Source organism: Myxacorys sp. (genome assembly GCF_059501405.1).
The window spans coordinates 1-22,855 of record NZ_JCACCM010000074.1 but is presented as its reverse complement, the minus strand read 5'-3'; the positions used below and the strand labels follow the sequence as shown (position 1 = coordinate 22,855).

Below are 22,855 nucleotides of genomic sequence, written 5' to 3'. Positions count from 1 at the left end.
ACTGCTTTTTATCGTTATCCTTCCATGTTGGCAAAGTGGTCTTGCAAGAGTTTGTGGATGAAGCGGTAGCGACCGCCGATGCGCTGGAGAAACATGCGCTCTGTGGCGTAGTTGAGGAAGCGGGCATAGTTCCAGGGGATGGCGCGGTTGAGGAAGAGGACGAGACGCAGGGAAAGGTGCTGAGCGCAAGCTTGGCCGCCGCCTTCAGTAAAGCTAAACGAAATAAGACAAGCAAGAGAACTTGCTAAGACTCTAGCTGTTTCGCCCTTGCTCAAAAAATGACTGATGAAATGAGATAAAAAGCCTTGAACTAGAAAAGCGATTAAGAGAGAAATGATGATTACAGTGACTACATTTTTAGCAGAATTAATTATTCCCTGATTGGGACGAGTCCGCATTGTAATTTCAGCTTTTGAAGCACCAATCAGCCCAAAAATCAGCCCAAAAATCAGCCCAACAATCAGCCCAACAATCAATTGCTTGATAATTTCTCGTCTTGCTTCGCTCGACATCGAAATTTCGATGGCTTCAATTGCTTCAATACGATCCGGCTCAACAATCAGCCCAGAAATCAGCCCAAAAATCGGCCCAACAATCAGCCCAAAAATCAGCCCAAAAATCGGCCCAACAATCAGCCCAAAAATCAAGCGATAAGACCACTTCTGACCGGAACTTCTCAACCAAGTGGGCTGCATTTTCTCAATTAGAAGCTCTGTCTCGTCATCGTGCTTTAGCTGTTTTGCCAACCTCACCAACCATTGACGAGTTTGCTTTGCAGTGGGCTCTTTCTTGCCAATATACAAATGGCTCTTGACTTCCCGATGCAGAATCTTCTCAACATAGGCATCTAGCAAAAACGTCAGCCGTTCCTCAGTAGACTCAAGCGACTGCCACTGTTCAGCAAGTTCCGCTCGGTAAGCCACCAACGTAATGCTTAACAATAGAGGCTGCCGCACAAGATCAAGCAATTCCGCATCTGCGCCCAAAACTTGCCAAAGCGCAAGCCGATCAACATTTCTTAGATAACTCTCAATCTGCTCATCGCTCAGTTCTTGCAGATAGATCGCGCCGTTGAGCGTCAGTTTTTCGTCATACACTTCGTATTCCTCTTGGCGGCTGCACACAACGATCGCTCTCGGTTGCTTGGCACTACTCAGAAACTGATTGATTGCAGTAACACAGGCAGGCTGAAGATCTGTCCGAACTTCATCCAAGCCATCCAATAAAGGCAAAAGCTTTTGGTCTTCGAGCCACTTTGCCCCAATCTTTGAGCCGATGCCTTTCGTCTTGAGTTCTGCGATCGCCCAATCTTTGATACTGAGTTTCGGATCTTTCCAAGACGACAAGTTCAGCAAAAACGGCATCGGTTCACTTGGATCGTCTAGCGCTTTTCGGACTAACGCTCTGGCAAGCTCCAGTAAGGTTGTCGTCTTCCCCGCGCCTGGCTTTCCCAAAATCAACAGCTTGCCCGCAATGTCTGCGCGATCGAAAACTTCCAAAATCGCCGTTTCCGGTGGAATGGTTTGGGTGATTTGTCCGCTTTTGACCTCCATATCCCAGAGCCGATGCACCTGTTCGGGTTGCGCTTGCTTGCCCAAGTTGATCAAAATTTGATTGTGCAGTGACGTTGCTAATCGCCCCTCGACTTCTGTTTCAAAGGCTTTCAGCCAGTTCATTTCTCGATCGGGGCGTTGCCGTGATCGAGAAATGTTTACATCTCCATAGACATTCTCAAAATTGAACTGATCGTCACCCTCATTGTGATACTTCCGAGACAGACTTAAGACCCACCGATTCTAGGGTTGCCTGTGATGTTCTCAATGTTAATCTGATCACGTCCCTGGTTGATGTACTGTCGCTCCGACGTAGTCTGAATATTCGTAATCTGCTCTGCAAGCTGCTGCAACGTCTGCGCGAAAGAGACATCATCCATCTCATCGTCTAAATACACAGACAGCTTATTCAGCGCTTCGGGTGATCCCTCTTGTTCAACTTTTGCGATCGCTTCTTCCGCCTTCGGATTCTTACCCTTAAACCGCGCTTTAATCGCCGTTCGCAGTTGGTCGATCACGCCTCCCACGGCTTTCTTCGCGACTTCTCCCGCTCCAGATTTGATGAATTCATCAAAAGCAAGTTTCGCGATCGCGGCTCCAGTCAACTCAAACACAAGTTACAAGCAGAAAATAACATTTTCGTTGTAACTTATTTCTACTAAATCAATGTGCTAGTTTCCGAAAGTTTACAAAATCATGCTGGTAATGGTGACAATCAATGCAATTAGTGCGGAGCGCAACTTTGAAGGAACGTTAGAACTTACGAAGCCTTCATCACCAACGCCCTTTCTGTCGTCGCGAATGTCGTAGCCGTCGTCACGAAGCTCGCAGTTGTCGTAACGAAGCTCGTAACGTTCCTCGTGAATCCCGCAACATTCGTGACGAACATCATAGCCGTCGTCACGAACATCGTAGTTGTCGTAACGAAGCTCGTAATTTTTTCAGTAAAGACACAGACTAAACTCAAGCAGATTCGGAAAATCACGAGACCTGCTCAAACAACTTCACCAAACAAATATAGGTTTTTGCGAGATGTACTCCCTCAGAGCGATCGCAACCTTAGAACCTTGACACGCACAGATCAAGCAGTTGTAGACCACGCTAAATGACTAGGGTAATTTTATTCCCGACGGTTGATCGCGTTTGCTCTTGGCACGATCAACCCTCACTTGGAACAGCTCTAAATTAGAGCACTCCCAAGATGATTGCTCTAGAGAGCTAATGGTAGGAATTGATGTCGCCTGGTCAATTCAGCCTAGTCGATGAAGTCTCGAAGCATATCCAGTTTTTCCGCCGGATTATCTGAACTAATTGGGCGATCGCCATCTACAGGGAGCGTTTTGCGAGTTTGAGTTTTATCCGCTGCGATCGGGCGATTGCCATCTTCGTGGACAACTTCTTTAATATCTAAATTGCTAGGATCAATGGGGCGATTGCCATCAATTCCCAGAGTTTTGTTAGCCTCTAATGTACTGGCTGTAATCGGACGACTACCATCTGCTTCAAGCGTGTCGCGCACTTCAATGTCATCAGCAACGACCGGACGATTGCCATCAATCGGCAAAACATACTCTACCTGAATATCACTCTCATCAATCGGACGATTGCCATCTATCTGAAGCATTTTTGCATCTTTCTGATCGTCCTCTAAAGGAATGATGGTGATGTCATCTGGTTGATCCTGCTGTGTACTCACTGTTCAAACTCCTGAATTTCATAGCAACTCTTTACTTTTACCGACTTGATGGATTGCCAAACAACTGCCTAACGGTCAGTTTTAAAGCAATACTTTTCGTTGCAACGCTGACTTACCATTTGTAGGCTTCCTTCGGACTCCGTTTATCCCGCTCGTGTGTACACGGTAGATCCTGTGGGAGAGCGTACAGGGTCAAATTAAATGAAAAGCACTGTACAGCTATCGCCAAAATGGAACTAACTCAACAACAATAATTGAGTATCTGCTTTAAGGGACAAGTTGCGTAAAGTTTAGCTGTTAGGAATAACACGTTTTTCTGAGTAAGATTTTCCATTTAGTTGAGGAATTAAAAGATAGAACCAAAGTGGGAGAATACTGTGAAGAACTGCAACTATAAATTGGATAAAGTTAGTCTTTGCAATTGTGTTTAATTACTAGTCAACACTGGGGCAGTAAACACCTTGCATTGCTCTTTCCATGGTTCTAAATAGTATGTTCTAAATAGTAGGGAGTTTGATGATGAAGCCAGGACAGTATTTCGCCTTAATTATTGGTATCCTCTTTGTTCTTATTGGTGCCATGGGATTTATCCCGACCTTTGTTCAACAGCCGACGGCTGCAACGGAGATGCCCGGACTTTCATTCACGATGGGAGCTGGTTATCTGTTGGGAATATTCCCAATCAACGTCTTACACAATATCGTTCACCTTCTTGTCGGAGGTCTGGGGATTTTTGCATCCCTCTCATTGGGCAGTGCCCGCCTCTATAGTGGAGCACTCGCAATCTTCTACGGACTGCTAACTGTAATGGGGCTGTTTCCTCCTACCCAATCAACTTTGGGTTTGATCCCAATCTTTGGGAATGATATCTGGCTTCATGCAGTGACCGCCGCGATCGCTACTTACTTTGGCTTTCTTGCTAAGCCAGATCTATTGGAGCTACGCACAGGGCAGAAGGACGCTGCTAGTCAGGGATAAAAAGAAGTTGTCCTTAAGCCGAGTGGGGTAGTTATCTAATCCTGCTGAAGTTAATGCAATTCATAACTACTTTCTAAAGGGCCTTACCCCTGATTTTGAAACAATCAGAACTGGATACTCAAATTGAGGGCAGAAGCCACCTCTTGATAACCTGGCTACTGTCCTTAATTTTCATCTTGGCTACGAACCCTCTCGGCTTTGCGGATGTTATAGAGTCCAGATCACCAAAAGTTGGGAAGAGACATAATAAAGTCACTGTACATTTCCATTACCGTATCCCAGGCGTTTCTTCCGTCCTATCCCTCGCTAAAATAGAAGTCTGTCCCCTTCGATCCGGTCTATTTTGAGCGCAACCTCTTCTAAGTCTCACAAACTCGTTCTTGTCGATGGTCATTCTCTGGCGTTTCGGGCTTACTTCGCCTTTGCTAAAGGGCGTGACGGCGGCTTACGCACCTCAAACGGCATTCCGACAAGCGTTTCTTATGGTTTTCTGAAAGCCTTATTGGAAACGGTCGAGGCAGAGAAGCCTGATTATCTTGCGATCGCGTTTGATCTAGGCGGTTCTACCTTTCGCCACGACGCCGATGAGACTTACAAAGCGGGTCGCCCTGAGACACCTGAAGATTTCATGCCCGACTTAGACAACCTTCAGGAACTGCTAAAGGCGATGAACCTACCGATTGTGATATCGCCAGGATACGAGGCGGACGATGTAATTGGGACGCTGGCGCGACAGGCCAGCCAAGCCGGATTTAACGTCAAGATTCTAAGCGGCGATCGCGACCTCTTCCAATTAGTCGATCCGGAAGAGAACGTGAAAGTGCTCTACATGAGTACGACCTACGGCAGGGGAGCGCCGCCCCCTAAAGAATTTGGAGTTGAAGAGATCAAAGCCAAGCTGGGAGTATTGCCGTCTCAAATCGTAGATTTCAAGGCGTTGTGTGGTGATCCGTCCGACAATATTCCGGGTGTTAAAGGCATTGGTGAGAAAACGGCGGTTCAACTCTTAACAACTTATGGATCGTTGGAGAACATTTATCAACACATCGATGAGATCAAAGGAGCAGTCAAGAAAAAACTAGAAACTGGACAGGATGATGCACGACATTCGCAATGGATGGCGCAAATTCATCTAAACGTGCCGATGGATGTCGATCTTGAAGCGTGTAAACTTCAGGGATTCGATGAAGCGGTCGTGATGCCTCTAATCGAACGATTAGAATTCAAATCATTCTTGAATAAAGTTCAGAAGTGGAAGCAACAACTCAGTGGTGAACTCGACACCGAGCTTTCTGAAACAGAAGGCGTAACGCAAGCCGCATCAGAAACCGGAACGTCGCCGATTATCCAATACGAAAGTGATGATCTCTGGTTCTTTAGTGCAGAAGATACTGAGAACGCAGAGCAATTTACTCCCGTTGCGATCGCGCCTCGAATCATTGATACACCCGAAAAACTGAGTGAACTGATCACGCTCTTAAAGGCTCACACCAACGCTGAAACTCCAGTCGCATGGGATACCGAAACCGATGCGCTTAACCCAATCGATGCAGATCTGGTTGGCATTGGTTGCTGTTGGGGGTCGGAGATGGATGCGGTTGCCTACATTCCGCTCAAGCACACCGACGGCAAGAATTTAGATAAAGCCACAGCGCTAGACGCCTTAAAACCAATTCTCGAAAGTGCGAAGTATCCTAAAGCGTTGCAGAACGCTAAGTTTGATCGGTTGGTGTTGCGCTTTCAAGGCATCGATCTAACAGGCGTCGTGTTTGACACCATGTTAGCAAGCTATGTCCTCAATCCCGAAGGCAGCCACAAGCTGAGCGACCTTGGCTATCGCTATCTCGGCATCCGAGCGCTGGAGTATACCGACCTGGTTCCCAAAGGAAAAACGATCGCAGATATCGCCATTTCCAAAGTGGCAGATTATTGCGGCATCGATGCCTACACGACCTATAACTTAGTGCCAAAGCTGCGGACAGACCTTGAGCCAACGCCCCAACTGCATGACCTATTGCTGGAGGTGGAACTGCCGCTCGAACCTGTGTTAGCAGAAGTCGAAGCAACCGGAGTGCGAATCGATCAAGACTATTTGCAAGAGTTCTCGAAGTCACTGGAGAAAGATCTAGACGCGATCGAACAACGCGCCTACGACTTTGCGGGAGGAAAATTTAGCCTTGGTTCTCCCAAACAATTGAGCGAACTCTTCTTTGAAAAATTAGGACTCGATCGGAAGAAATCTCGTAAGACCAAAACGGGCTATTCCACCGATGCGGCGGTTTTAGAAAAGCTGCAAGGCGACCATCCGGTAGTGGATGCGATCGTGGAATACCGCACGATGTCCAAACTGAAATCGACCTACGTAGACGCCTTGCCAAAGCTGGTGCATCCGAAAACGGGCCGCGTTCACACCGACTTTAACCAAGCGATTACTTCAACGGGTCGCTTATCCTCCTCTGATCCCAATCTGCAAAACATTCCCATTCGGACGGCATTTAGTCGGCAAATTCGCAAAGCCTTTATTCCTGAAGAAGGGTGGTGCATGATTGCGGCAGACTATTCGCAAATCGAATTGCGGATTTTGGCTCACCTCAGTCAAGAACCGATTCTGCTCGAAACCTATCAGAAAAACGAAGACATTCACACCCTCACAGCAAAGCTCTTGCTCGAAAAAGAAGATATTTCTTCAGAAGAACGGCGACTGGCAAAAATCATCAATTTTGGGGTGATTTACGGCATGGGAGCGCAACGATTTGCGCGGGAATCGGGCGTCAGACCGAACGATGCCAAACTGTTTATCGAGCGGTTTAACGATCGCTACTCTCGCGTGTTTGATTACTTGCAGCAAATGCAGCGAGAAGCGATCGCCAACGGCTATGTCGAGACGATCAAAGGTCGTCGTCGGTACTTTAACTTCGCGACCGAATCGCTACGAAAGATGCGAGGAATGAATCCCGATGATATTCAGCTCGACAAACTGAAATTGCGCGACCAGTTTGATGCTGGACTGCTCCGCGCGGCTGCGAATGCTCCGATTCAAGGATCAAGCGCCGATATTATCAAAATTGCGATGGTGCAGTTGCATGAACTTCTCAGAGGTTATCCGGCTCGGTTATTACTGCAAGTTCATGATGAATTAGTGCTTGAAGTCAGACCCGACATGCTAGAGGATCTGCGATCGCAAATCAAACTCACAATGGAAGATGCCGTTAAGCTGAGTGTGCCGCTTTTAGTAGAAGTGAATGCTGGCAAGAACTGGATGGAGACAAAATAGGTCGAGACATGAGAGCAGAACGTTTATCAATACGCTGAGGGCAAGATACTGAAGGCAAAATATTATCATCCTCTCGATAGATGGTTTAGAGGGAGATTATTAAGTTTATCGGGAATTCTATATCTACTGGTGAAATTTCCCTTGGATATAGGCAAGTTTAATGCTACACAATCTTCCTGTTAACTCTGATGCCAAAAGCAATGAGCTACTTCGATTGCTGATTCAGCAAATGCCTTGCGCGATTGCAATGGTCGATCGAGACATGCGCTATTTGGTGGTTAGCCAGCGCTGGCGCGATACCAATGAACTGGGTGATCAAACCATAATTGAGCGATCGCATTACGATATTTTTCCCGACACTCCACATTCTTGGAGAAGGACTCATCGGCGCTGCTTAAACACGTCTACTTCAGCGTTTATGGAAAACGAGGTGCAACGTCGAGACGGCAGTAAGGTTTGGATTAAGTCCGAAGTTTTGCCTTGGCATGACCGAGCAGGCAGGGTTGGAGGATTAATTCTCAAGCGAGAGGAGATTGCTCCGCCGAAACAAACCCCCTCTACACATACCGATCAATACCTGTTAAAGAGCGCTCCGATCAAACACGGATATCAGCTTATTGAAAAAGAACTTGCCGATCTTAAATTTGCGTTAGATCAATCTACTATTATTGCCGTTACTGATCGTAATGGCGTTATTCTTTCAAGTAACGATCGGCTTTGCGAAATCTCTAAATACGCTAGAGAAGAACTGATCGGAAACACCCATCGCATCATTCACTCTGGTTATCATCCAAAAGCCTTCTTTCAAGAAATGTGGGCAACGATTTCTGGAGGCAAAGTCTGGACAGGAGAAATACAAAACCGTGCCAAAGATGGAACGTTTTATTGGGTAGACACCACGATCGTGCCGTTCTTAAACGCTCAGGGCATTCCCTATCAGTACATGGCGATCCAAAGTGATATTAGCGATCGCAAACTTGCCGAAGAAGCAAAACGTCAGTCCCAAGAAATCCTTCAACAAGTGATCGACTGCTTGCCTCAGTTTGTCTTTTGGAAGAACCGCAAATCGGTCTACTTAGGCTGCAATCAAAGCTTTGCAAAAGTAGCAGGTCTGCGATCGCCCGCTGAGATTGTCGGGAAAACAGATTACGATTTGCCTTGGAAGAAGTACGAAGCCGACTGGTTTCAAGAGCGCGATCGTCGAATTATGAAATCGGGCGTACCCGAATTGCACATTATTGAAACTCAGCAGCAGGCAGATCGAGAAACATGGGCAGATACAAGCAAAGTTCCTCTGCGAGATAGAACAGGAGGCGTAATTGGCATTTTAGGCACCTACGAGGACATTACTGAGCGCAAGCATGCCGAAGAATCACTCAAAGAACAACTCCGGCTAGTCTCTTTTCGGGCAGGCATTGATTCTTGCCTGACGCACAGTACAAATTTGGTCAAGATGCTGCAACACTGTGCAGATGAAATGACTCGTTACCTTGATGCCGCCATTGTCCAGATCTGGACACTAGCTTTACCAGAACAAATCCTAGAATTGCAGGCACAGTCGATTACAGGAGACCCGACAAGCTGTGATTTAAGCCAATCGCGCATTCCAGTCGGAACATCGATCATCGGATTGATTGCTCAAGACTGCCAACCTTATTTCACCAATGCCGTTCCAAGCAGTGTGTGGTTTAAGGATCAACCTTGGGTTCATCAAGCACGGCTCACTACATTTTCAGGCTTTCCGCTAATGATCGATGGTGAAGTGCTGGGTGTCGCTGCCATTTTCGCGCGCCAACGTCTGACTGATTCAGTGCTAGATGCGTTGACATTTGTAGCGAACGAACTGGCGCTAGGCATCAAACGCAAACAGACCGAAGCGGCGCTGCAACGGTCTGAAGCTCAACAACGGCTTCAAGCGCAGAAACTTGCGATCGCGCTGGAAGACCTCCAACAAACTCAAACCCAACTGGTTCAAACAGAGAAGATGTCGAGCTTGGGTCAACTGGTTGCCGGAGTTGCCCACGAAATCAACAATCCAGTCAATTTTATTTACGGCAACGTGGCTCATGCCAATGAGTACACCCAAGATCTGCTCAGACTGCTACAGCTTTACCAGCGTCAGTTTCCCTCGCCAACCGGAGAACTAAAAGCAGAACTTGAGATGATCGACCTAGAGTTCATTCTGGAAGATTTGCCCAAGGTATTAGCGTCGATGCGGGTAGGTGCTCAACGCATTCAAAACATTGTGCGGGCATTACGCAATTTTTCGCGCATGGATGAGGCAGACATCAAAGCGGTCAATCTTCATGAAGGAATTGATAGTACGCTGATGATTCTGCAAAACCGTCTGAAAGAAACGGGTGAACGTTCAGAAATTCAAATTGTCAAGCAATATGATGATCTACCGCTTATAGAATGCTTAGCGGGACAACTCAATCAAGTATTTATGAACATTTTAGTCAATGCGATCGATGCATTAGAAGAAGCAATAGACAATGGCAAGCTAAATCGCGATCCCAAGATTGAAATTTCCACAACACACTTAACTCAGGATTGGATTCAAATTTGCATTGCAGATAACGGCCCTGGGATGCCCGCTGTTGTGCAGAAACGTCTATTTGAACCCTTTTTTACAACAAAACCAGTCGGTAAAGGAACAGGGTTAGGACTCTCAATTAGCTATCAAGTCATTGTTGAAAAACACGGTGGCAATTTAAGCTGTACTTCTACCGCAGAAGGAACTCAATTCACGATTAAAATTCCGACTCGACGACACCACCGTTAAACCCAAAAAGTTGCACAAAAAAGCCTCCCACGAGAGGAGGCTTCAGAGGTTAACTAGAGAAATTGAACATCAAGAATGGAGGATTAACCTATCGCGAGTGCGCCTGCAAGGGCTGCTGCTCCTGCCGACACGATCGCAGTTGCGAACAGCCACCAAGCCGCCGATGCTGCTGCTTTGCGTGTCTCTTCAGCTTGCTTCTGCGCTTGCCGCTTCACCTCTTCAACCCGTCGCTGCGCTTCTTCTTGCATCCGCTCTGCCCGCCGCAAGACGCTGTTTCGAGCATTCTCAACTTGGTCGATGATGCGATTGGCTTGCGCCTCAGAAACGTCGTCTCGGGAGGACAGTACCGCCACAAGGGTTTCACGGTTGAAGCTGCCTAAGCGATCGCGCATGGCATCAAAGCCAGCTTGAGGATCATGGAACATTGTCCGGACGTCATTGCTGATACCTTCGTAGTTCAGTTCAGGACGCTCTAAGCTGTTGAGGTAGGCACGAATGCGCTCAAAGATGCTATCGATCACCGATTGGACTCGATCCTGAATGGCGTGAACTTGAGCCATAAACTGGTCACGCACTGACAACACGTTGTCCACCACTCGTGCGGCTTCTTCTTCAGTCATGTCTTTGCGTTGAGACAGCAAGGCAATCAAGGTGGAGCGATCGATGTGAGAGACGCGATCGCTAAGATTACCAAACCCAGCGCGAGGATCGCTCAGCAACAGTTGCAGATCGCGCTTGATGCCGTCAGGATTGAGTTCTTCTTTGTCCGTGTTACGGAGGTAGCTATCCAACGTGGATTGGAAGTCTACGACGCGCTGCTGAGTCCGTGCTGCCAATCGACGAGGCGATCGCACAATGCGACGGATCGTACTTTGCAGATCATCAATGATGCGATTAACCTGCTCTTCGGAGAGGTCTTGACGCTGCGCTAAAAGCTGCACTAAGGTATCCCGATCGACTTGCGATAACCGAGACCGGAATCGATACATTCCTGCTTTCGGATCGCTGAGCAGCACATTCAAATCGCGCTGAATGCCTTCAGGATTGAGTTCATCCCGGTTGGTGCTACGAAGATATTCTGCGATCGCGCTGGTGACGCTATCGACTTGATCTTTCGCTTTGCTGACCGCAATCTGAGGCGCGTGCAGAATGCTATTGCGCACATCTTCTAGTTGGCTCACGATCCGATCGGCTTCTTCGGGAGTCATGTCTTGCCGTTGACCGAGAAGCTGTACTAGCGTATCGCGATCGAACTGGCTGAGCCGTCCGCGCAACGCAGAGGCTCCTGCTTGCGGGTCATCTAACAACGTTTTGAAATCGCGTTTGATGCCATCGGGATCGAGTTCACCCTTGTTGGTATTTCTGAGATACGACTCGACGCGGATTCGTAGTGCTTCCGCTTCCGATCGCACTCGATCCTGGGCTTCTTTTGCCGAATTGAGGACGCGATCGCGGCTCGTCTCAAATCGAGAAACAATCTGGTCGGCTTCTTCTTGAGACATGTCCTGCCGTTGCGAGATCATCTGCACGACTGTATCGCGATCAAACGCGCTTAGGCGAGAACTGAGCGCATCGTATCCTGCATCTGGGTCTTCTAGCAGCAGTGCTACTTCTCGTTCGATCGCGTCGGGATTGAGCTCATCCTTGTTCGTGGAGCGCAAATAGTTTTCTACTCTAGAGCGGAGATCCTGCGATCGCTCTTGTTCATCGGCAACGCCTACCGAGCCTAAAATACTAGTCCGAATCGTTTCGAGCTGATCAGCAATATCAGAAACTCGGGCAGCAGGCAGATCGCCCCGCTGGGTCAGTAGTCGCACAAAGTCGCCTCGGTTCAGCCGCTCTAGCTCGCGGCGCACCGCAGATGGATCAGCTTCTGGATCGTGCAGCACTTCGCGGAACTCGGTGTTCAAGGTTTCGCGATTTAAGTGCCAAGAATAGGTGTTGAGTAGATAGTTTTCGACATCAGCCTGAATCGGGCTGAAGCCGGACGATACCTGCGCGCTGGCATCCTTCGCACCAGTCGTCACCTTATCTTTAACGGTTTGGAGTTGTCCTAGAATCTTCTCGACATCAATATCCGACAGGTCGGTACGCCCTAACACGCTGCCCATCAGGGTAGACATCCCCATTTGCACCGCACGATCGAGTAAACTACCTTGCTCTTCTTTCTGAGGACGCTGCGCCATCGATGCGATCGTGGACATTTGATCGCGCATGGTCAGCGCTTGAGATTGCTGCGTCCCTTGCATCTGTTGTCCTTGCCGGCGGACTTCTTCTGTCAATTGGTCGAGGCGACGATTTAGTTCGTTCGTGTCGACCTGACCCGGTTGAACCGTCCGGAGATAGTCGTTTAGCTCCTGAGTTGGGTCTTTACGCCCAAAGCGCCCCAGCGTGTCATTCCAAACGGCTTCAAGCTGATCGACTAGCCGTTGCGATTCTTGCCGAGATAAATCCGTGCGATCGCTGACGAGATTGACGAAGGTATTGCGATCGATATGTCTCAATCGATCAATTACATCCGCAGGAGTGTTGCCCCCTACGATATTTTGCAGTTCAGGATCGTTTACTAACCCTTCTAGCTCACGACGAACCCGTCCCATGTCCAATTGCGCTGGGCGCACTCGATCTAAGTAGTCTTCCAACGAATCCCGGATGTTCCCCGGATCGATCGCAGAACCTAACTCGCGCCGAACTGCTGACGCCGCCGCTTCTGCGGTAGAAACAACTTGCTGATTGACAGCCTTTGCCCCGATCGCAGCACTCACTGTTCCAACTAGAGACTGAAAACCAGAGGTAGCCGTGTTTACCAATGAGCCAACGAGCGATCCCACGGTGCTAGAACTGACCCACACCAGGAGCGTAAAGTAGGTCGCCCAGATCACCAAACCTACGATCGCACCCAATGCTGCACTCTCAAGCAGACTCAGCTTGACGGCTAAGAAACAGGCAAGAAAGAGCGCGATCGTAACGGTGATCAGCGTCCAAATACCAACCGCAAAGCCGATTTTTCGGATTGTGCCGCCCACACTGCCGGAGTCGTTGTGGTCATGGCGATCGTGATCGGAATGATCGCTATCTCGCCCCAGATAAGAAATTCCAGCCGCAACAGAAAGATTTGTTAATACTAATTGGAATGCAAATGCTAATACAACGCCTGAGATCAGAGCCACAAAAAACTTTGGACCTGAAAATACTAGCGCAGCATCTTCAGGTCGAGTAGCGGCTCCATCAATGGGAACCTGAACGAGTTGGCTCAGTCCCCACGATATGTTTGCCAATTGAATCATAGAATTTCCCTCATTAGACTCCGCCCAACGCACTAAATATGCGTCAGTGAGACTGCGACTTTCAAAACAATCTTTGTACTTAGAATCGTCGAGTTAGGGGACTCACATCATCGGTCGCAGGAGGTAAGGAGTAATCTACTGAAAGGAGGAGCGATGAGCCAAATCAGGGCGTCCATCTTTGCGTTTAGATCGACGAGAGGACAATTGATAGAGAGCGTTTTGCAGGTTCGGTTACGTCCCAACTGACTTGAAACACCCTTGATGTTTCTAATGTGTGTAGCCGATGATACCACCCATAGGCGATGAACTCTTCTGGTTCCTCTGAAATCTGTAAGAAATTTGTTCCGTAAAGCCCGCTTTTCTCGCTACCCGTTACGACATAATCATCGGGATCAACCGGATGGTAGGGGCCTGCAATCTGCTCTGAGGTGTACCAATAAAGGGACGAATTCGTAATGCGCTGATGACGTTCTCGCTGCAACCAAGTTTGCTCAAAGAACATTTTGAAACACGAAAAGAAGAGGTGATACTTGCCTGCTCTATAAATGACTTGAGGACGCTCCATATGATAGTACGCCCAGTGATCAGTCATTTCGACCACAGGCGGAAGAATTTCATAAGGTCCAGTAATGCGATCGGCAACAGCTAAACCAACGCAGCCTTGAAACTGACCCGTCGCTTTTGCAGATGCACAAATGAACATATAGTATTTGCCTGTTGTTTCATCCTTGAGCACATAGGGGTCACGCCAGTGAAAATGATTCGTCCAATTGCTCCGTCCATACCAGAGGTCGTCAGGATCAGGCATGATTAAAGGACGATTGCTCTGTCGGGAGAACTGCAAGCCATCTTTCGATACTGCTAAGCCAATGCCCTCGTTGCGGAGATGAGGCATTTCTTTACCGCCAGCCGAGTAGAACAAGTAGTAGGTATCGTCTTCTTTATAGGTACACCCCGCACATACTCGACCCGACTCCCAATCGTTCTGCGGGTCAGGTTCCAATAACGTTCCTAACTCTTCCCAATGTTCTAAATCAGTAGACACCGCACCACAGATGTTACTAATCGTCCACCACGGATTCTGTCCCTCGACGCCTTTGAGGTAAAACAAACGGTAGACCTCGCCATCTTTCAGAATCCACGGATCCCACACCATTGGCTCAGTTCCGCGAGAATGCCGCAACAAATGGGTAACGGCTTGACTAAGTTTGACTTGAGTACGCTGTGTAAAACTAGCGATCGTGGGATCGAGCAAGTCAGCCGGAAGTGGTTCGAGATAGGCGAGAACTTTGCGGTGCAGGGGCGTGAGCTTCATGGTGAGGACAGGTTGAATTAGATAGCACTGTCGATCGAGTCGGGCACGATCTGAGGCTTGGATAAAGAAATCGTGCCGTCATCGGCAAAGGTTGCCCAATCCGGATCGCTCACTCCTCCCACAAAATGTCCACCTTCATCTGAGAATTGAAATCCGAAAAACACCGGATTTGTCACTGATTCTGGACGAATCAGCTTACCCGCGTGACAATTGACCGCCAGAACGTTCGCAGGTTCGGATTCCCAAGGAATGGCATCATAGCTGACCTGGGCGCGATCGCGGATGGGCTGCGATCGCACGTAGTACGTCATACCCAGCGGAATCGACTGATTAAACAACGAACTCCAACGCGGACAGAAGATTAAATACAATCGCCAAGCGCTCTGGTCATTTGTCTTGCGCCAAAACACTTGTGGAACTTCTGTCAGCAGAAATTGAGAACTGGTGTACAAAATTTTGTAAGATTCCTCTTGCCAATGCTCTAGATCGGTTGAAGTAGCGTAGGCGATCGCTCCATTGGCATCGCTTGCAGAGTCATGCTGATGAGCGCAGATAAACGCATAAAACTTACCGTCGATCTCATCTTGAATCACGTAAGGATCGTGCCAGTTAATGCCATCGAACTTGCTATCAACTCCAGGATTGGGAATGGTCGGTTTTTCAAGAGAAGTAGGTGTTCTTCTCCAAGTGGTCAAATCGTCAGAGACGGCGGCTCCAATCTGCTGAGGACGTCGCCGCTCATAGGGAGTGGTAATCCAAGCATCTTCTCTGCGCCTTGCGGTGTAGAACAAGTAATAGAGGGATTCGTATTCAATGATGCTGCCTGTCCAAATCGACAAGTTATCCCAATAGTCTCCGTCTCTGCGCTCAAACGCGGGTTGCTCTAGGCTAACTTCTTGCCAACCAAAGTCGGTTAAAACCGCGTGACCTACCGATGCTAAATTATGGCGCTTGTCTGGGTTATAGGCGCACGCCAAGCGAGACGCTTGCAGATAGAACAAGTGCAACGTCTGCCCCTCATAGGCAAACCAAGAGTCCCAACAGTATTGTCACGCGGTTGCCAAGGCATAGGGTTAGGAGGCGATACTAAATTCCATTGCCGAAAGATTGGTTGTGGTATCGACCACTTGTTCTAACTGAAAGCCGCATTGCTCGAACAAGGCTTGAAAGTGTTTTTTCGTGCGCCATCCTCCACCCGGTACAGCGACATTGATCTGAACCGCGAAGATGCCCGGCATGATGCCATCGGGAGCCGTTTTCGGCTCGTCAATGTCGGGAACAAACGCTTGCAGCAGCACGATTCTGCCGTGAGGTGGCAGTGCTTTTTTACAGTTGTGCAAAATTTTCGCGGCGTCTTCGTCATTCCAAGCCGAGATGAAGTACTTCATGACGATCGCATCTGCCCCAGTCGGCACTTCCTGAAATACGTCACCCGTGATGATGTTGATGGCCTCTGGCTCGATGCCTTGCTGCTCTAGATAAGCCGGAGCCGTTGCAGCGACATAAGGAACATCAAACAACATGCCGTTGCAGCCATACCGTTTGACAATTTGAGCAATCAAGCCGCCCTGGCCGCCGCCGACATCCATGACGGTATCGAATCGGCTAAAGTCGTATGCATCTAAAAGTGCATCAACGGAATGATTTGTGAAGAAACTCATGGCGTTGATGAATACATCTCCGCTCCAGTCGTTATCCCGGCAAAACTCGTAGACTCCTTTGCCGTTTGCCCGCTCAAACGGAACTTCGCCAGTGTGCAAGGCGGCTTCTAGAGCGTTCCAAGCATCCCATTGAGCGGGTTCCAGCAGGTGCATTGCCAAGTGACCCATCGACGGCCCCTTGTGGGTCGCCAATAGGTTGGATAGCTCGGTTGGGGCAAACACCTGACCTGGTTTTTCTTGCAGTACATCCACATGCGCTAGGGCACGCAAGACAAAGTAGAGACGATCGGGAGCAGTGCTCGTTTTCTTTGCGATCGCATCTACGCTCAGTTCTCCCTCGTCATACAGTAGATTGAAAATCTCCAATCGCGTCGCCACATAAATACATTGGCTTTTGACAAACGCCAAAATCATCTCAAAGAGTTGCTTCTTAGCGGCCATCGAGGTAGCAGTAGATTGGCTCAGGGTGGCTGTCATAGGTGAAGGGGTTGATAAAGATTTAAGGAGTCCAGAATTCTTTCAAGGAAAGAGATTGGGGCAGAATCGTGGATAACTTGTTCTTCGATAACTTGTTTCAGTCGCCGCCTAGTTCAACGAGTTTGCCGATATTGAAATCAATTCTGATCCAGCCGCCAAAGCGGCGCAGATTGTTGATCAGCAAGAGGGGAATTTGCCAGTGATGCACCGTTAGAAACGGCAGGGGATCGTTGACCTGGAAAATGGCATCCGTTCCTTCAGTTAGAGTTTTAAGCTGAGTTTGCAATTGTTGGAGCGATCGCACCTGCGTCAGCCGCCACAGTTCGTGATATAGCCAGTACGTTGGCTTACTGGTTGGCAGTGGCTGGAGCGGCTCAGGCAGAGGAGTTTGTCCCAAATAGGCCTCGGCAACTCCAGGATGGTTGTAGAACATCGTGATTGCAGAGTGGGTGCGGGGATTGCACTCGATCGCATAGACCTTGCCATCGTCGGCCTGAATAAAATCAAACGAGGCTTGCCCAGTTAGATCGAGCGCTTGAACAAATTTCTGAACCCACTCCAAAATCTCAGGCTGATTCACATTCTCGTAGTTCACCTGAAACGCTGAAGACTCGCAGCAGCAGTGCAATCGCAACTCACCCTTTCGGATCGTGCTGTGTGTGCAGTATTCTTGCCCCGCAATAAACTCCTGCATAATCCACGGGCGTTCCTCACTAATCGGCAAACGGCGAACAAAAGCCGCTGTTTCTTCAGGTGTTCGACACGGCAGCTTCGTTAAATCTAATCGGCGTACCGAGTCATAGGAAATGCTTTTGAGAATGTAGGGACGAGTTTCGTTGGAGAAATCGAAATTAATCACCTGTTCTGGATCGGTGATCCTAAACGATTTGGGAACCGATAGACCCAGCGACCTCCCTTCGGAGTCACACAGCGATCGCGCCGTCTCCGCAAACGCAAACTTGTCATCCAACAGCGTCGTCATTTCTTTGTCAAATTGAAACACTTCACAAGACAAGAGCGGCTTAATTAAGGACGTATAGTAGCTTTCAACCGGACTTGTAACCGGAACGAAAACATCAACCTGTTCTTGTTCAACAATGTTCTGCAACGCTTCTGTATACGCCTGCAAATCCTTTTGGGGATCAGGAACCGTATAGAAGCGATCGACGGCATTGGAGAACCGATGTCCGCTCAGCCAATACTTATGCGTTTCGACCAACACAACCCGATGCCCTGCCGCGTGAAAGCAGCGAGCAAGCTGGAGCGCTTTTGTCATTTTGCCGCCCGATACCATCACCGTTTTTCCAGTCGAAGCAGGCGGTGTTCTAAATCGGCGAGTTAGCGCGCCCCAGACCAGCGCCACCAAAACCAGAAGACTGTTGATTGGCAGTGCGATCAGGAGGATTGCCAACGTTGCAAGACTTTTTAGAGGAGTAGAGGTTGACTCCTGAGGTGTAGTGGTCATAGGCGTCGAATGATAGTCAAGCCATCACGCACAGGCAACAACACTTGCTCAACGCGAGGATCGTCCGCCACAACTTGATTGAAGTGTGCGATCGCGGCTCCGTTTTCAGATTGTTCATTGGCTGGTAAATACGGCTGTCCCTGAAGCAGCGTGTTATCTACACAGATGAAGCCGTGAGGCGCGAGTAGATCTCGATCCAGCAAGGTTTGGAAGTACTGCACGTACTCTTTTTTGTCAGCATCAATGAACACCAAATCAAAACAGGTGCCCTCGTCTGCTAGTTGATGTAGGGTCTCCAATGCTGCACCAATCTTGACCCCAATCTTGCGATCGTGAACTGTTTTTTGAAACAGCGTCTGAGCCACTTGAGCCACGTAGGGATCAACTTCGCACGCCAACAAACACCCGTCTTCTGGCAACGCTTCCGCCATTGCTAACGCAGAATAGCCTGTGAACATGCCGATGTCCAAAATGGTTTTAGCGCGAGTCATGTGGACGACCATTTTCAGGGCTTGTCCTTCCACATGTCCAGACAGCATCTCTTGTTCTAACGCTCGAACCGTTTCACCCGCAGAAAATCGATGACTCCACGCTTCTTGACTTGTGCGCTCTGCGATCACTCTCAACTCCGGCGATTCGGGAGAGGTACACGCTTCTACATAGGGATCTAATCCTGCTGCTAGTTTGAATGCCTGCTGCACATGATGCTTTAGTTCGGCGGACACAGCTTCATTCTCTAAAAGCTGTGCTGCCGCTTTCAAGTGATCACTCAGAATGCCGAGGGGCGTTACTGGACGCGGCTCGGTCTGCACAGAATTGAGTGTGTTAACCATTGACAGTGCTCCCCATCAATTGTTGATTCTCACCCACATAAGCATCAATACCTGCACCTGCACGAGGATAGGTGGCACAAATCTGCTTATGCTCTGCCAAAGCAGCATCGAGTTCTTCTCGCGTCAGATCGTTGACGAAGTAACATTCTCCAATTGGTCGAGGCATGGCGGCACGCTGCAAGCCGTCACGAGTCAAGGTGATCGATTGAGTGGCATCCCAGAGCAGATCGCCGTCCAGCAACGGATGATCAATCGCCAGTCCAATCCGGCTCATCAGTCCTAGAATGCGATCGCGATCGGTGTCGCTAATGTAGCCGCGACAGGCGGCGATCGTCGCTGACAATGCCATATCGATCGCCACGGCATGACCATGTAACAGCGGAACAGCGGGCGCTAATTCGAGCGTCGGACTCCAAGTATGTCCGTAAGCGATGACGCGATCGAGGTCTAATTCATGCAAATTAGGCGTTTCTAATTCCAGCATGGTTTTGATCGATTCGTATTTAACGCTGTGTGCGATCGCGCTCAATTCAGATGTGCCGTTTACATATCCAAAGTGAGTATTCAACAACTCCTCTCCGTAAGTCTCTAACCATTGAAAGACTTTCAGATTCGACACAACAGCAATTTTTACCAGTTCTGCCATACCGTTGCGAATTTGATCGACAGGCAGCGTTTTTAGAAATGAAAAGTCTAGAAGTACTTGCTTCGGCGCGTGATACGCTCCCAGACGGTTCTTGAGCTTGCCGTGATTGACCGCAACTTTAATTGCTACACCCGCATCAATCAGTCCAATCAGCGTAGTTGGAACGCGAATATAGTTGCTGCTACGACGGTAAGAGGCACAGGCATACCCAGCCACATCAGTCACAAGTCCGCCGCCCACAACCAGCACAGGTTCTTTGCGGACTAACCCAAAGTCTGAAAACGCATCGATGATTGCTTCAAATGTCTCGATCGTTTTTGTGGGTTCGCTAATGGTAATGGGGAAGACCGTTAGCGCAATGTCGTAGTACTGAAAATAGGCTTCCATCTGACTTCCATACAGCCGATAGACGTTGTGATCGACCACGGCAAGGCAGCGACCAAAGCTTCTGTAATTCTCAGCCAGTTCCGTATTCTTGAGATCAAATGCTCCATTGACCAGAACAAAGCTGAACTCAATCTTCTCGTACCCTTCTACATGAAAGGTTGTTTCAGTCGCCGCAAATGTAGCCTGAACAGTAGTCATAATCCACGTTGTCCTTCAATTCACTAGGTTCATTAACTAGGTTCAACAATCACCACATTGGTCTCTAGCTGTAGAAAATCGCCAGCAGACAATTCGCGCAGCTTGGCGTGTTGCTCTGAATACACATCAGAACAACTTGGCTGATACGAGCCGCACCCTGCGCTAGTCAGAGAACAAATAAGCTTTCGATAAAAATTTGATTTCGCCTTAAGCTTGCTACAGATTCGCCATCGCGAGTGTTCGAGCTACACAACTGCAACACTTAAACACTTATCCATCACGCAAAGCTGTAACGCCGATCTTGTTCGATCTAGCGACCAAACTGCCATAACATTGCTTGAAACCGATAATCAATGAAGACTTTGAACCGTCTGAATTTCCCAATTGAGTAAAGGGAAACCCGACCAAAAATTTTCTTGATCTGAGCCATTGCGGATGAACCCGTAGATTACCCGTAGAATAGTGATTCTGATGAGATTGGAAGTCTATCTGAAGAGATAGAAATCGTGTTTTTATGAAGTTTTAATAACTCTGCCCTCATAATCGCGAGGAGTTTGAACGTCATCTCATTCCCGACATTGCTGAACGTGTGATGATTTTCAGGCTGTCATTTACGAAAGAAACTAGGTTTGATGTTCTAGCTTTGTCGGATTCCATTACAGAATCAGCAACGCTCTATTCCCTTCACACACTCCTTCTCCGCTACACTGAAGGACGTGGGTTTAGGACGTTTGCATGACTGCTTCTCAAGTGACAACATTTGACGTAATTGTGATTGGCTCGGGCATCGGCGGCTTAGTCACAGCAACCCAACTGGCAGCAAAAGGAGCCAGCGTTTTAGTGTTAGAGCGCTACCTAATTCCGGGTGGCAGTTCGGGCTATTTCGATCGCGAAGGCTACCGCTTTGATGTCGGCGCATCGATGATTTTTGGTTTTGGCGATCGCGGCACAACGAACCTACTGACTCGCGCCTTAGACGCTGTAAATGTCAGCATCGGCACGATTCCTGATCCCGTTCAGATTCACTACCACTTACCGAATGGATTAGATCTGCAAGTCCATCGCGATTATGAGAAATTTTTGAATGAACTAATTGAAAAATTTCCTCACGAAGCGAAAGGCATTCGGCAATTCTACGATGAATGCTGGAAGGTATTTAACTGCCTCAATGTGATGGACTTGTTATCGCTCGAAGAACCACGCTACTTGACGCGAGTGTTCTTTCAGCATCCCTTCGCTTGTGTGGGACTCGTGAAATATTTGCCGCAGAATGCAGGCGATATCGCCAGACGTTACATCCACGATCCGCAACTGCTGCAATTCATTGATATGGAGTGCTACTGCTGGTCAGTGGTTCCTGCCGATCGCACACCTATGATTAATGCTGGAATGGTGTTTAGCGATCGCCACTATGGAGGCATCAACTATCCCAAAGGCGGCGTCGGACAAATTGCCCAGAAATTGGTTGAAGGATTAGAAAAAGCGGGCAGCCAGATTCAGTACAAAGCACGAGTAACGGAGATTATCACAGAGAATGGGAAAGCGGTTGGCGTGAAGCTGGCCTCTGGAGAAACCTATCGGGCAAAGCGCATCGTCTCGAACGCGACGCGGTGGGATACGTTCGAAAAACTGTTGCCGCGCGATCGTATGCCCAACGCTGAGAAAAAATGGCAGCAACGCTACCAACAGTCTCCTAGTTTCTTGAGTCTGCATCTTGGCATCAAAGCCGACGCATTACCTCTAGGTACAGAATGCCATCACATTCTGCTTGACGATTGGAACAAGATGGAAGCAGAGCAAGGCACAATCTTTGTCTCCATTCCAACGTTGCTTGACCCCAGTTTGGCTCCTGATGGGCATCACATCATTCACACGTTCACACCAAGCTGGATCAGCGAATGGCAGAACCTATCGCCCAGTGACTATGAAGCCAAAAAAGAACAGGCCGCACATCGACTGATCGATCGCTTGTCTAAAATCTTTCCGAACCTCGATCAAGCGCTGGATTTTCAAGAAGTTGGCACACCGAGAACGCATCGCCGCTTTTTAGGACGAGACAATGGCACGTATGGTCCAATTCCCTCCCGCAAACTACTTGGATTGTTAGGAATGCCATTTAACCGAACTGCCATTTCAAATCTCTACTGTGTGGGAGATAGCACCTTTCCAGGTCAAGGGTTGAATGCGGTGGCGTTTTCTGGGTTTGCTTGCGCTCATCGCGTCGCTGTGGATTTAGGATTGGGTTAATTAGACTTAATCGGAAATAGGCAGTAGTCGAAGCCAGACAACAAGAGGCTTTC

Annotated in this window: 14 protein-coding genes; 4 read left to right on the top strand and 10 right to left on the bottom strand. The window is 48.5% G+C overall.

What is annotated here, in order from left to right; genetic code table 11:
* Positions 1 to 14 precede the first annotated feature (14 nt).
* From AC5I6P_RS07200 to AC5I6P_RS07190, 3 genes are all read right to left on the bottom strand, one after another.
* Positions 15 to 1,676: an NACHT domain-containing protein gene (locus AC5I6P_RS07200; RefSeq protein ID WP_495693072.1), complete on the bottom strand. Its 1,662-nt coding sequence runs from the start codon at positions 1,674 to 1,676 to the stop codon at positions 15 to 17.
* Between the two features lie 104 nt (positions 1,677 to 1,780).
* Positions 1,781 to 2,167 carry a hypothetical protein gene (locus tag AC5I6P_RS07195; protein ID WP_495693071.1) on the bottom strand — a complete coding sequence of 129 codons (387 nt, stop codon included), beginning with the start codon at positions 2,165 to 2,167 and terminating at the stop codon, positions 1,781 to 1,783.
* A 641-nt stretch (positions 2,168 to 2,808) separates the two neighbouring features.
* The gene (locus AC5I6P_RS07190) at positions 2,809 to 3,249 is read right to left on the bottom strand and encodes a hypothetical protein (RefSeq protein WP_495693070.1); all 441 of its coding nucleotides are present in this window, start codon (positions 3,247 to 3,249) and stop codon (positions 2,809 to 2,811) included.
* Positions 3,250 to 3,765: 516 nt separating this feature from the next.
* Between AC5I6P_RS07190 and AC5I6P_RS07185 the strand changes: the two genes are divergently transcribed.
* The 3 genes from AC5I6P_RS07185 (at position 3,766) to AC5I6P_RS07175 (ending at position 10,286) form a co-directional block, all read left to right on the top strand.
* On the top strand, positions 3,766 to 4,227 hold the full coding sequence (locus AC5I6P_RS07185) for a DUF4383 domain-containing protein (RefSeq protein WP_495693069.1): 462 nt from the start codon (positions 3,766 to 3,768) through the stop codon (positions 4,225 to 4,227).
* Between the two features lie 343 nt (positions 4,228 to 4,570).
* Positions 4,571 to 7,501 carry a DNA polymerase I gene (gene polA / locus AC5I6P_RS07180; protein WP_495693068.1) on the top strand — a complete coding sequence of 977 codons (2,931 nt, stop codon included), beginning with the start codon at positions 4,571 to 4,573 and terminating at the stop codon, positions 7,499 to 7,501.
* Positions 7,502 to 7,661: 160 nt separating this feature from the next.
* Positions 7,662 to 10,286 carry a PAS domain-containing protein gene (locus AC5I6P_RS07175; RefSeq protein ID WP_495693067.1) on the top strand — a complete coding sequence of 875 codons (2,625 nt, stop codon included), beginning with the start codon at positions 7,662 to 7,664 and terminating at the stop codon, positions 10,284 to 10,286.
* 83 nt (positions 10,287 to 10,369) lie between these two features.
* On the opposite strand, the gene AC5I6P_RS07170 is transcribed toward AC5I6P_RS07175, so the two are convergent.
* The 7 genes from AC5I6P_RS07170 to AC5I6P_RS07140 all read right to left on the bottom strand — a co-directional run bounded on the left by AC5I6P_RS07170 (position 10,370) and on the right by AC5I6P_RS07140 (position 20,555).
* The gene (locus AC5I6P_RS07170) at positions 10,370 to 13,573 is read right to left on the bottom strand and encodes an MFS transporter (protein WP_495693066.1); all 3,204 of its coding nucleotides are present in this window, start codon (positions 13,571 to 13,573) and stop codon (positions 10,370 to 10,372) included.
* Between the two features lie 184 nt (positions 13,574 to 13,757).
* Positions 13,758 to 14,888, bottom strand: coding sequence for a glycoside hydrolase family protein (locus AC5I6P_RS07165; protein ID WP_495693065.1), 1,131 nt, complete (start codon positions 14,886 to 14,888; stop codon positions 13,758 to 13,760).
* Positions 14,889 to 14,905: 17 nt separating this feature from the next.
* Positions 14,906 to 15,895, bottom strand: coding sequence for a glycoside hydrolase family protein (locus tag AC5I6P_RS07160; protein ID WP_495693064.1), 990 nt, complete (start codon positions 15,893 to 15,895; stop codon positions 14,906 to 14,908).
* A 66-nt stretch (positions 15,896 to 15,961) separates the two neighbouring features.
* The gene (locus tag AC5I6P_RS07155) at positions 15,962 to 17,026 is read right to left on the bottom strand and encodes a methyltransferase (protein ID WP_495693063.1); all 1,065 of its coding nucleotides are present in this window, start codon (positions 17,024 to 17,026) and stop codon (positions 15,962 to 15,964) included.
* 97 nt (positions 17,027 to 17,123) lie between these two features.
* Positions 17,124 to 18,491, bottom strand: coding sequence for an ATP-grasp domain-containing protein (locus AC5I6P_RS07150; protein WP_495693062.1), 1,368 nt, complete (start codon positions 18,489 to 18,491; stop codon positions 17,124 to 17,126).
* Positions 18,488 to 19,324: an O-methyltransferase gene (locus AC5I6P_RS07145; protein ID WP_495693061.1), complete on the bottom strand. Its 837-nt coding sequence runs from the start codon at positions 19,322 to 19,324 to the stop codon at positions 18,488 to 18,490. The genes AC5I6P_RS07150 and AC5I6P_RS07145 overlap by 4 nt, the downstream gene beginning before the upstream one ends.
* On the bottom strand, positions 19,317 to 20,555 hold the full coding sequence (locus AC5I6P_RS07140) for a sedoheptulose 7-phosphate cyclase (RefSeq protein WP_495693060.1): 1,239 nt from the start codon (positions 20,553 to 20,555) through the stop codon (positions 19,317 to 19,319). Before AC5I6P_RS07140 ends, AC5I6P_RS07145 begins: the two co-directional genes overlap by 8 nt.
* A gap of 735 nt (positions 20,556 to 21,290) precedes the next feature.
* Between AC5I6P_RS07140 and crtH the strand changes: the two genes are divergently transcribed.
* Positions 21,291 to 22,802 (top strand): carotenoid isomerase, encoded by a 1,512-nt coding sequence (gene crtH, locus AC5I6P_RS07135; RefSeq protein ID WP_495693059.1) that lies wholly within the window; start codon positions 21,291 to 21,293, stop codon positions 22,800 to 22,802.
* Positions 22,803 to 22,855: the final 53 nt, after the last annotated feature.

Coding starts and splice junctions, on each gene's coding strand:
- AC5I6P_RS07200 (WP_495693072.1), bottom strand. CDS start 1,676: ATGAACTGGCTGAAAGCCTTTGAAACAGAAGTCGAGGGGCGATTAGCA.
- AC5I6P_RS07185 (WP_495693069.1), top strand. CDS start 3,766: ATGATGAAGCCAGGACAGTATTTCGCCTTAATTATTGGTATCCTCTTT.
- AC5I6P_RS07175 (WP_495693067.1), top strand. CDS start 7,662: ATGCTACACAATCTTCCTGTTAACTCTGATGCCAAAAGCAATGAGCTA.
- AC5I6P_RS07170 (WP_495693066.1), bottom strand. CDS start 13,573: ATGATTCAATTGGCAAACATATCGTGGGGACTGAGCCAACTCGTTCAG.
- AC5I6P_RS07165 (WP_495693065.1), bottom strand. CDS start 14,888: ATGAAGCTCACGCCCCTGCACCGCAAAGTTCTCGCCTATCTCGAACCA.
- AC5I6P_RS07155 (WP_495693063.1), bottom strand. CDS start 17,026: ATGACAGCCACCCTGAGCCAATCTACTGCTACCTCGATGGCCGCTAAG.
- AC5I6P_RS07150 (WP_495693062.1), bottom strand. CDS start 18,491: ATGACCACTACACCTCAGGAGTCAACCTCTACTCCTCTAAAAAGTCTT.
- AC5I6P_RS07145 (WP_495693061.1), bottom strand. CDS start 19,324: ATGGTTAACACACTCAATTCTGTGCAGACCGAGCCGCGTCCAGTAACG.
- AC5I6P_RS07140 (WP_495693060.1), bottom strand. CDS start 20,555: ATGACTACTGTTCAGGCTACATTTGCGGCGACTGAAACAACCTTTCAT.
- crtH (WP_495693059.1), top strand. CDS start 21,291: ATGACTGCTTCTCAAGTGACAACATTTGACGTAATTGTGATTGGCTCG.